The 9,587-nt window shown below is 65.3% G+C and carries 10 protein-coding genes; 7 read left to right on the top strand and 3 right to left on the bottom strand.

Features of this window, described 5'->3' with window-relative positions; genetic code table 11:
- The first annotated feature begins 254 nt into the window (after positions 1 to 254).
- Positions 255 to 587 carry a DUF1476 domain-containing protein gene (locus tag FXB40_RS03095; RefSeq protein WP_187436628.1) on the top strand — a complete coding sequence of 111 codons (333 nt, stop codon included), beginning with the start codon at positions 255 to 257 and terminating at the stop codon, positions 585 to 587.
- Here FXB40_RS03095 and FXB40_RS03090 read toward each other — a convergent pair whose 3' ends face one another.
- Positions 588 to 1,166 (bottom strand): TIGR00645 family protein, encoded by a 579-nt coding sequence (locus FXB40_RS03090; protein ID WP_148770741.1) that lies wholly within the window; start codon positions 1,164 to 1,166, stop codon positions 588 to 590.
- Positions 1,167 to 1,271: 105 nt separating this feature from the next.
- Here FXB40_RS03090 and FXB40_RS03085 point away from each other — a divergent pair, with 105 nt between their 5' ends.
- Complete coding sequence (locus tag FXB40_RS03085; RefSeq protein ID WP_148770740.1) at positions 1,272 to 1,559, top strand: hypothetical protein; 288 nt, start codon at positions 1,272 to 1,274, stop codon at positions 1,557 to 1,559.
- Between the two features lie 16 nt (positions 1,560 to 1,575).
- On the opposite strand, the gene FXB40_RS49810 is transcribed toward FXB40_RS03085, so the two are convergent.
- Entirely contained in the window at positions 1,576 to 1,704 is a 129-nt protein-coding gene (locus tag FXB40_RS49810) for a hypothetical protein (protein ID WP_283812866.1), read from the bottom strand.
- A gap of 815 nt (positions 1,705 to 2,519) precedes the next feature.
- Here FXB40_RS49810 and FXB40_RS03075 point away from each other — a divergent pair.
- Entirely contained in the window at positions 2,520 to 3,446 is a 927-nt protein-coding gene (locus FXB40_RS03075; protein WP_148770739.1) for a septal ring lytic transglycosylase RlpA family protein, read from the top strand.
- 10 nt (positions 3,447 to 3,456) lie between these two features.
- On the opposite strand, the gene FXB40_RS03070 is transcribed toward FXB40_RS03075, so the two are convergent.
- Complete coding sequence (locus tag FXB40_RS03070) at positions 3,457 to 4,413, bottom strand: alpha/beta fold hydrolase (RefSeq protein WP_148770738.1); 957 nt, start codon at positions 4,411 to 4,413, stop codon at positions 3,457 to 3,459.
- A 152-nt stretch (positions 4,414 to 4,565) separates the two neighbouring features.
- Between FXB40_RS03070 and FXB40_RS03065 the strand changes: the two genes are divergently transcribed.
- The 4 genes from FXB40_RS03065 to metG are packed head-to-tail and all read left to right on the top strand — an operon-like array spanning position 4,566 to position 9,585.
- On the top strand, positions 4,566 to 5,828 hold the full coding sequence (locus FXB40_RS03065) for a D-alanyl-D-alanine carboxypeptidase family protein (protein WP_187436627.1): 1,263 nt from the start codon (positions 4,566 to 4,568) through the stop codon (positions 5,826 to 5,828).
- A gap of 2 nt (positions 5,829 to 5,830) precedes the next feature.
- Positions 5,831 to 6,517 carry a dTMP kinase gene (gene tmk / locus FXB40_RS03060; RefSeq protein WP_148770736.1) on the top strand — a complete coding sequence of 229 codons (687 nt, stop codon included), beginning with the start codon at positions 5,831 to 5,833 and terminating at the stop codon, positions 6,515 to 6,517.
- Complete coding sequence (locus tag FXB40_RS03055; protein WP_148770735.1) at positions 6,514 to 7,560, top strand: DNA polymerase III subunit delta'; 1,047 nt, start codon at positions 6,514 to 6,516, stop codon at positions 7,558 to 7,560. The genes tmk and FXB40_RS03055 overlap by 4 nt, the downstream gene beginning before the upstream one ends.
- Positions 7,561 to 7,602: 42 nt before the next feature.
- On the top strand, positions 7,603 to 9,585 hold the full coding sequence (gene metG / locus FXB40_RS03050; RefSeq protein WP_148770734.1) for a methionine--tRNA ligase: 1,983 nt from the start codon (positions 7,603 to 7,605) through the stop codon (positions 9,583 to 9,585).
- The last annotated feature ends 2 nt before the right edge of the window (positions 9,586 to 9,587 follow it).

Raw genomic sequence — 9,587 nt, 5'->3', positions numbered from 1 at the left:
AATCTGCCAAAGTAGTGCTAACCCCTAAACCCTTATCGCCGCGCGCCCCCGGTTCAGTACTGCGGGCGCGCGGTCGTCGTTGCAGGCTTGCCATGCGCCGGTCCGGCCTGACGCTGTCGCCGCCAGGGGCCGACCGGCGGCTTGACGGCGTGCGCCTTCGGTCGGAAGATTCAAATCATCCTCAATTGACGAGAACGACCGAGACATCCGCTCCCAGTCCAGATCCCACCAGCGCAACGCAAATGGAGCTGACCATGACCACGTTCGACAAGCGCGAGCAGGGCTTCGAGGCCAAATTCGCCCACGACGAGGAGCTCATGTTCAAGGCCGCGGCCCGGTCCAACAAGCTGCTCGGACTGTGGGCCGCAGGACAGCTCGGACTCGGCGGCGATGCGGCGGCCGCTTACGCGACGGCGCTGGTCACGGACAATCTGGCCAACCAGACGATGGACGAGACCCTGAGCAAGGTGTCGGGCGATCTCGCAGCGAAGGGGATTTCGCGCGAGCGGGTTGCGCAGAAGCTGCAGGAATGCCTGCACCAGGCGCTGGCGCAGCTCGCAGCCGCAGCGAGCAAAGCTGGCGATTGATTACTCGGCCTGCTTGCGCGCGGTGGCGTCGCTGAACTTGTCGACGAAGACGATCCCGATCGCCGAGACCACGAAGGTGATGTGGATCAGCACCTGCCACATCACGCCGTTCTCGGTGAAGGTGGCGCGGCTCGAGCCGAGATTGCCGGCCTCGATGAAGGTGCGCAGCAGCGCGATCGAGGAGATGCCGATGATCGCCATTGCGAGCTTTATCTTGAGCACGCTGGCGTTGACGTGGCCGAGCCATTCCGGCTCGTCGGGATGGCCCTGGAGGTCGAGTCGCGACACGAAGGTCTCGTAGCCGCCGACGATCACCATCACCAGCAGGTTGGAGATCATCACGACGTCGATCAGCGCCAGCACGCTCATCATGATCTCCTGCTCGGTGAAGTCGAGCGCGTGCGAGGTGAGGTGCCAGAGTTCTTTCAGGAACAGCACGATGTAGACGCATTGCGCCACGATCAGCCCGAGATAGAGCGGCAGCTGCAGCCAGCGCGAACCGAAGATGATCATCGGCAACAGGCCGAGCCGCGGCGAGGGCGGGCGGGGGCGGGTCGTGGTTTCAGGTTCTGCCGACATTCAACGTCCACCCATCTGGATGATCTGGCTATCCTGTAACCCGGCCAGATGGCTGGCGGAAGACGTGGCCGTGCTATCGTGCGACCTGGATCAGGAGGCTCGCGGATGTCTCGCAGCTTTGGCTCGGTGCTCGGGAAGATGGTGATCGCGGCGGCAACGATGCTGGAGGCCGGCACGGCCGAGGTGTCGGCGACACCGCTGACGCCGTTCCGCTACGAGGCGCAGGCCCAGCGTCATTGCCCCGGCGACAAGGTGGTGTGGCTGGATTTCAGGAAGGGCGTCTACTACCGCAAGGGCCAGAAGCTCTATGGCCAGGGATTCGATGGCAGCTTCGTCTGCCAGACCGAAGCGCGCGGCAGCCTCTATCGCAGATCGCCGCTGGGCCTGCGCTGAGCGGCGCGCGCGTGAGCTAGCTCTGGTTGGGCAGCTTCACCGGGACGTGCGGGGAGGTGCTGATGACCCGGGGGCTTCCGTCGGGATAGGTCCGGCCGCCGCGGATCAGCGATTCCAGGACCAGGAAGAATTTCTCGGCTAGCATGTGCGTCACCCTCGTTGGTGATGGCCTCGTGAAAATGAGTCGAGGCGCCGACGCGAAAATTCAATCAACTAAACGGGAGCGGGGCAATCCCGGATCAATACGCATGCCGCGTCGCAGTAGCGCAGCGGTCGGAAAATTCGAAAATGCCGGTTGAGGATTAGCCGAAGGCCAGGGCGACGAGGCTCGAGCAGAGCAGGACCAGACCGCCTGCGGTCAGTGCCAGAAAGCCGTCGGATACGAAGTCATGTTTGCGCATGGGACACCTGCTGCTCTCGTCTTCGATGCTCGACCGGATTGATTAAAATTATCCGAACCTGCCGCCGTGAAGAGGTGATGCAATGTCGCCCGCGCGAGTGCCGTCAGGCCCTCGAGCGGTAGCCTTCAAACGCATGGGCCAGAAAGATCCCTGCGCTTACCAAACCCATCAGTGCCGAAACCGTCTCGATCATCGTTAAATTCCAATCCCGCCCCTGCAGCTGAGAAAACGCGGGCGGCCTTGCACAGTCAAAAGAATTCCGGTGAGGCCGGCGACAATGGGGGTGGAGTGAGCTTTTGGCGCAACAGCTTGTGCAGGACTGGCACAGAGAAGGCGGTCGCGAGGCCCTCGCGCTCCGTAGATCAACGGAGAATGCCAAACGTCCTGTTTACCATCCCGGCGCGAACGCTGTGGGCTCCCCATTTCCGCCGTGTTCGGGTTGCGTTATCGTTACCGCCTCTGAGACGGTGGTGGGCCGCCTCGGAGCTTGTGGCCCGGAAGGCACTCCCCGTAGGCAAGCGGGTTAGGTCAGCCTCCGGCGAAATGGTATTTGGGGCGAATGGGGATCGGTCGGTCAGATTCGGTGGTGCGGGCCGCGCGGTGCGTTGCGGCGGTCGCCACCTGCCTAGCGCTCGCCAATTGCGCCTCGTCCAACAAGTTCGCCAGCCGGGTCGATCCCAAATACGGCGTGTCCTCGAGCCCGCGAGTCGTGGCCTGGGGCGATCCCGTCCCCAAGGGCGGCGGCACCTATCGCATCGGCAAGCCCTATGTGGTCGCGGGCCGGACCTACGTGCCGGAGGAGGACGTCAACTACCGCGCCGAGGGCATGGCGTCCTGGTACGGCGACGATTTCCATGGCCGCCAGACCGCCAATGGCGAAGTGTTCGACATGGGCTCGCTGACGGCGGCGCATCCAACCCTGCCGATGCCATGCTATGCACGGGTCACCAATTTGTCGAACGGCATGTCGCTGATCGTCCGCGTCAATGACCGCGGCCCCTATCACGGCAACCGCCTCATCGACGTCTCGAACAAGGCTGCCGAACTGCTTGAATTCAAAGGCAATGGCGTCGCCAGGGTTCGCGTCGAATATGTCGGCCGCGCGCCGCTCGAAGGCTCCGACGACCGCCAGCTGATGGCGACCTTACGCACCGGTGTTCCGGCGCCGTCGCCCTCGATGGTCCGCGTCGCCTCGGCCCGGCCGTTCGTGCCGGAGCTGTCGTCGAGCCGCGGCGCCATCCGTGGCGAAGTCCCGATGCCGGAGGGGCGGCCGTACAGCCTCGGCAACACCTCGGCCGACGTTGCCTCCCTCAACGCGACCTCGGAGATGTCGGCCTCGAGCCGCAGCCGGGGCCGGGCGCTCCAGAATGCGCGCCAGGTGTCCTATGACGAGGACGGACGCTATGCCGCCGAGAGCGGTCCTGCGGCTTCCGATGGCGGCGCAGCCGAAGCCCGCAGCATCCTGACCGGCCGCGGCCTGTACTGACCGCCGCACATTAGCGCGAAGCCGCCTCACGCAGGAACTTGATCAGCGCGGCGTTGACCTCGTCCGGCCGCTCCTGCTGCACCCAATGGCCGGCGCCATCGATGATCAGTTTTCGCGTCAGATTGGGCAGCACCCGCTCCAGCTCGTTGATGCGCTTGGCGCCGATCAGGCCGGTGATGACTGCGTCCTGCGCGCCGGCGATGAAGAGGGAGGGCTGGTCGATCTGCGCGTCCTGCCAGGGCGCGGTCAGCTCCCAATTGCGGTCGAGGTTGCGATACCAGTTCAGCCCGCCGCGGAAGCCCGACTTGCGGAAAGCTTCGGTGAAATAAGCGAGATCGTCCTCGCTCAGCCACGCCGGCAGTGGCTCCTCGGCGCTGGCACGGCCGAGAAAGCCGTTGCCCTCCTGCACGAACATCGCGGCGTTCGGATCGGCAAGTCCGCGGCCGCCGAGCACGACGCGCATGGTGCGGGCGACGTCATGCTCGAACTCGGCCTCCGCGACGCCGGGCGCCTGAAAGTACTGCCAGTAGAAATTGGTGATGCCGCCCTGGCGTAACAGCTCGAGCGGCTTGCCGCGTCCGCGGAACGGCGGCGGCACGCTCAGGCCCCCAACGGCCGTAAAGATATCTGGGCGGAACAGCGCCGCGTGCCAGGCGACCGGTGCGCCCCAGTCGTGGCCGACCACCATCGCCTTGGTCGCGCCGAGCGCCTTCACCAGGCCGACGACGTCGCCGACGAGATCGAAGATCGAATAGGCGGCCGCGTCAGGCGGCGCCGCACTCTGACCGTAGCCGCGCATGTCGGGGGCCACGACGTGATAGCCGGCGGCCGCGAGCGCCGGGATCTGGTGCCGCCAGGAATAGGATAGTTCAGGCCAGCCATGGCACAGCACCACCAGCGGCCCCTGGCCGGCCTCGCGGATGAAGAGGTCGATCCCATTGGCCTTGATCACGCGGGTGGTGGACATCGCTTTTCCGCCTTGTTTCAGGGGTTTGGTCAGGAAACATGAGGTGCCACGATAGGGACGCGATGAGAATCGTGCAATCTCGGGGGCAGCACCGATCCTCGTGTTGTTCGCACCGGTTCCAACTGTTAGAACGCCGCTCTCAGGGCTTCGCCATGGCATTTCGTCTCATCCCGCTCCGTCATACCGGATTCACGGCCGGAGCATTGGCGCGCGGGCTGGTCGCAGCGACTATTGCAGTGAGCCTCGGCTGGGGCGGGGTGCTCTACGCCGCCAACCAGAGCGTTCAGGGCGCCAAGAAGACCGAGGATTCCGGCTTCGACGGCGACGCCCCCACCGCGATCCTGATCGAGGCCTCCAGCGGCAGCGTGCTGTTCGAGAAGAACGCCGACGAGCTGCGCGCGCCCTCCAGCATGATGAAGCTCGTGACCGCCGAAGTCGTATTCAACGCGATCAAGAAGGGCGACGTCAAGCTGACCGACGAATACCGGATCAGCGAGAACGCCTGGCGCAAGGGCGGCGCGCCCTCCGGCGGCTCGACCATGTTTGCGGCCATCAACAGCAAGGTCTCGGTCGACGACCTCCTGCATGGCGCGATCATCCAGAGCGGCAACGACGCCTGCATCGCGCTCGCCGAAGGCATCGCCGGCAACGAGCGGATATTTGCATCCGATTTCATGACCAAGCGCGCCCGCGAGCTCGGCATGGCCAAATCGACCTTCGCCAACTCCAACGGTTTGCCGGACCCCGGCAACAAGATGACGGTGCGCGAGCTCGGCATGCTCGCCCGGCACATCATCCTGGACTTCCCCGAATTCTACAAACTGTTCGGCGAGAAGGAGTTCACCTGGAACAAGATCCGCCAGCCCAACCGCAATCCGCTGCTCAATTCGATGGAAGGCGCCGACGGACTGAAGACCGGCTACACCAAGGAAGGCGGCTACGGCATGGTCGGTTCGGCCGTGCAGAACGGCACGCGATTGATCGTCGTCGTCAACGGGCTTGAGGACATCGAGGACCGCGCCACCGAAGCCAAGAAGATGCTGGAATGGGGCTTTCGCAATTTCGAGACCCGCACGCTGATCGCGGCCGACCAGCAGGTCGGCTATGCCAAGGTGTTTGGCGGCGAGAGCCGCTCGGTGAAGCTCGTTGCGAAAGAGCCGGTGAAGGTGATGGTGCACAAGAGCGGCGGCGACAAGCTGATCGCGCGCGTCGTCTATAACGGCCCGGTGCGCGCACCGGTCCAGGCCGGCCAGCAGGTCGGCGTGGTCAAGGTCTGGCGCAGCGGCAACATCGCGGTGGAGACGCCCGTCTATGCGGCCGAGGCGATCAGCACCGGCTCGACCGTCCGGCGCGCGATCGACGGCGCCAGCGAGCTCGTGATCGGCATGTTCCGCGCAGGCGCCGAGAAGCTCTGATCATGAGTGAGACCACGGGACAGCGCCCGTCCGGGCGCGGACGTTTCATCACCTTTGAAGGCGGTGAGGGGACGGGCAAGTCGACCCAGATCAAGAGGCTTGCCGACCGCCTCGGGGCGGCCAGGCTTCGGACCCTCGTCACGCGCGAGCCCGGTGGCTCGCCGGGCGCCGAGATCATGCGCCATCTGGTGCTGTCGGGCATGGGCAAGCTGCTCGGCCCCGATGCCGAGGCGCTGCTGTTTGCGGCCGCGCGCGACGACCATGTCCGCACCGTGATCGAGCCAGCGCTCAAGCAGGGCATTTGGGTCCTCTGCGACCGCTTCGCCGACTCGACGCGGGCCTATCAGGGCAGCCTCGGCAGCGTGCCCGCCGGTTTGATCAATGCTATGCAGCGGGTCACGATCGGCGATCTCAAGCCGGACCTCACTATCATTCTCGATCTGCCGGTCGAGATCGGCTTGGCACGCGCGGCGGCGCGGCGCGGCAGCGGCACGCCCGACAGGTTCGAGGGCGAGAAGCTCGCCTTCCATCAGGGCCTGCGCGAGGCCTACAGCAAGATCGCGGCGGACGAGCCTGCGCGCTGCGTGCTGATCGACGCCAATTCCGATCCTGATACGGTTGCAGGGCGCGTCTGGACCGCGCTGCGCGATCGTCTCCTGCCGACACCCGCATCGGTGGTCTCAGCATGAGCCCGCGTCAGGTCGAGCGTGAATCCGCCATTCCGCATCCGCGCGAGACAAGCCTTCTGTTCGGCCATCGCGAGGCCGAGACCGCGCTGCTCGCCGCCTACCGCAGCGGGCGCATCCCGCACGCCTGGCTGATCGGCGGGCCGCAGGGGATCGGCAAGGCGACACTGGCCTATCGCATGGCGCGGTTCGTGCTCGCCCACGGCCAGCCGCTGTCGTCCGCCGTGCAGGGCGCCGAGGACCTCGCGATCGATCCTGAGCACGCCGTGGCGCGGCAGGTGGCGGCAAGCTCGCATGGCGGCTTGCTGACGCTGGAGCGCACCGCCAACGACCGTGGCGTGATGCGGACAGTCATCACCGTCGACGAGACCCGCGAGACCATCTCGTTCTTCGGCTCGACCGCGGCCGCCGAAGGTTGGCGCGTGTGCATCGTGGACACCGTCGACGAGCTCAATCCCAACGCGGCGAACGCGCTGCTGAAAATCCTCGAGGAACCGCCGCAGCAATCGCTGTTCCTGCTGGTGAGCCACGCGCCGGCGCGCGTGCTCGCCACGATCCAGTCGCGTTGCCGCAAGCTGCGCTTGCGGTCGCTCACGACCGACGAGGTGATTGCCGCAGCCGCCACGGCCGCCGACCTCGCTCCGACCGATCTGGCGCTGCGCGAGGCGGCGGAGGCCTCCGAGGGCAGCGTCGCACGGGCACTGACTCTGCTCGGCGGCGATGCGCTCAAACTCCAGCAGCGCACGGCGGCGCTGCTGGCACGTCTGCCCCAAGTCGATCCGCGCGAATTGCACACGCTCGGCGAATCGCTTGGCACCAGCGACCGCGTCGCGCTTGCGGCCTTCATCGACGGCATCGATCGCTGGATCGCGGAGAGCCTCCATTCCGACGAGGCCAATGCCAACCAGAACCTGCCGCGCCTTGCGCGCCTAGCTGAGGTATGGGAAAAGATCATCCGCGCCGCGCGCGACACCGAAACCTACAATCTGGAGCGAAAGCCCTTGGTTTTCTCGGTGTTCGGCTGGCTGGCGGACGCAACGCGCTAGGCGCAGTTTCCAAATTTCGAGAAGCCGGTAAAGGAATTCATCGTGGCAACACGAGCTAAGAAAACCGCCAAGGGCAAGAGCAGCAAGAAGAAGGCTGCCAAGAAAGCCGCGACGAAGGCCGTGAAGGCGCTCGCGCGCAAGGCTGCCAAGAAGGTCAAGACGACCAAGAAGGCTGCCGCCAAGAAAGGCGTGAAGAAGAGCGCTGCGAAGAAGGCCGGCAAGAAGGCTGCGAAGAAGCAGGTCGTCAAGAAGGCCTCCAAGAAAGCGGCTGCCAAAAAGCCAGTCCAAGTTTCCGCTAAAAAGGCTCCGGTGAAGAAGGCGGCCAAGAAGGCGAGGGTGACCGCGCGCGTCGTGATCGCCGCGCCGGCCCCTCTCGTCGCTCCGCCGAAGGCTGTGAAGCCCAAAGTGTCGAAACCCAAGGCGCCGCCTGCGCCGAAGCCAGTGGTCGCCCCGAAGCCGGCGGCGCCCGTAACAGCGCCCGCGCGCGACAACGTGTTCTACATCTCGACCGCCATCGCCTATCCCAATGGCAGCCCACATATCGGCCACGCCTATGAGGCGATCTCGGCCGACGTGCTGGCGCGCTTCGCGCGGCTCGACGGCAAGGACGTGTTCTTCCTGACCGGCACCGACGAGCACGGCCAGAAGATGGTCCAGACCGCGCAGAGCGAGGGCTTGACCCCGTCCGCACTGGCCACTCGCAACGCCAATCGCTTCAGGGAGATGGACCAGCGCCTGAACGTGTCGTTCGACCGCTTCATCCGCACCACCGAAGAGCAGCACCATCGCTCCAGCCAGGAGATCTGGCGGCGTATGGAAGCGAACGGCGACATCTACCCCGACACCTATGCCGGCTGGTACTCGGTGCGTGACGAAGCCTATTACGCCGAGGACGAGACACGCCTGAACGACGACGGTGTGCGCCTCGGCCCGCAGGGCACGCCGGTCGAATGGGTCGAGGAGAAGAGCTATTTCTTCCGCCTCTCGGCCTATCAGGACAAGCTTCTGAAGCTCTACGAAGACCATCCTGAATTCATCGGCCCGGACTCGCGCAAGAACGAGGTGGTGAGTTTCGTACGAGGCGGCCTGCGCGATCTCTCGATCTCGCGCACCACCTTCGACTGGGGCGTGAAAGTGCCCGGCGACGAAGATCACGTGATGTATGTCTGGGTCGACGCGCTCACCAACTACATCACCGGTGTCGGCTTCCCCGACGAGAGCGACACGAACTGGCGCTACTGGCCGGCCGACGTGCATATCATCGGCAAGGACATCATCCGCTTCCACGCGGTCTACTGGCCCGCATTCCTGATGTCAGCCGGCATTGCGCTGCCGAAGCGGGTCTATGCCCACGGCTTCCTGTTCAACAGGGGCGAGAAGATGTCGAAGTCGGTCGGCAATGTCGTCGATCCCTTCAATCTTGCCGACCAGTATGGCGTCGACCAGATGCGTTATTTCTTCCTGCGCGAGGTCTCGTACGGCCAGGACGGCAACTACAACCACGAGGCCATCGTCGCGCGCATCAATGCCGATCTCGCCAACGACCTCGGCAACCTCGCGCAGCGCTCGCTGTCGATGATCGCCAAACAGCTCGGCGGCGTGCTGCCCGAGCCCGGCGCGTTCAGCGACAACGACAAGGCGATTTTGGCGATGGCCGACGGCATGATCGCCGCGTCGCGCGAAGCCATGGCGACGCAGCAGATCCATCACTGGCTCAACGCCGTGTGGGCCGTGGTTGCGGAGGCCAACCGCTATTTCGCGGGCGAGGCGCCGTGGGCGCTGGCCAAGACCGATCCTGCGCGACAGAAGACGGTGCTGTACGTCACCGCCGACGTCGTGCGCCAGATCGCGATCCTGGCCCAGCCGGCGATGCCGACCGCATCAGGCTTGCTGCTCGACAGCCTCGGCATCCCCGCGGGCGAGCGCGATTTTGCGGCGCTCGGCGGCGACAAGCGGATTGCTGCTGGTTCGACGCTGCCAGCGCCGACGCCGGCGTTCCCGCGCTACATCGAGCCGGCGGCCTGAGG

This window comes from Bradyrhizobium rifense, from assembly GCF_008123425.1.
Taxonomy (GTDB): Bacteria; Pseudomonadota; Alphaproteobacteria; order Rhizobiales; family Xanthobacteraceae; genus Bradyrhizobium; species Bradyrhizobium rifense.
Note: the sequence above shows the minus strand (reverse complement) of the source record. Positions and strands in the feature narration are given on the sequence as shown.

Coding starts and splice junctions, on each gene's coding strand:
- FXB40_RS03055 (WP_148770735.1), top strand. CDS start 6,514: ATGAGCCCGCGTCAGGTCGAGCGTGAATCCGCCATTCCGCATCCGCGC.
- tmk (WP_148770736.1), top strand. CDS start 5,831: ATGAGTGAGACCACGGGACAGCGCCCGTCCGGGCGCGGACGTTTCATC.
- FXB40_RS03095 (WP_187436628.1), top strand. CDS start 255: ATGACCACGTTCGACAAGCGCGAGCAGGGCTTCGAGGCCAAATTCGCC.
- FXB40_RS03090 (WP_148770741.1), bottom strand. CDS start 1,166: ATGTCGGCAGAACCTGAAACCACGACCCGCCCCCGCCCGCCCTCGCCG.
- FXB40_RS49810 (WP_283812866.1), bottom strand. CDS start 1,704: ATGCTAGCCGAGAAATTCTTCCTGGTCCTGGAATCGCTGATCCGCGGC.
- FXB40_RS03065 (WP_187436627.1), top strand. CDS start 4,566: ATGGCATTTCGTCTCATCCCGCTCCGTCATACCGGATTCACGGCCGGA.
- FXB40_RS03085 (WP_148770740.1), top strand. CDS start 1,272: ATGTCTCGCAGCTTTGGCTCGGTGCTCGGGAAGATGGTGATCGCGGCG.
- FXB40_RS03075 (WP_148770739.1), top strand. CDS start 2,520: ATGGGGATCGGTCGGTCAGATTCGGTGGTGCGGGCCGCGCGGTGCGTT.
- FXB40_RS03070 (WP_148770738.1), bottom strand. CDS start 4,413: ATGTCCACCACCCGCGTGATCAAGGCCAATGGGATCGACCTCTTCATC.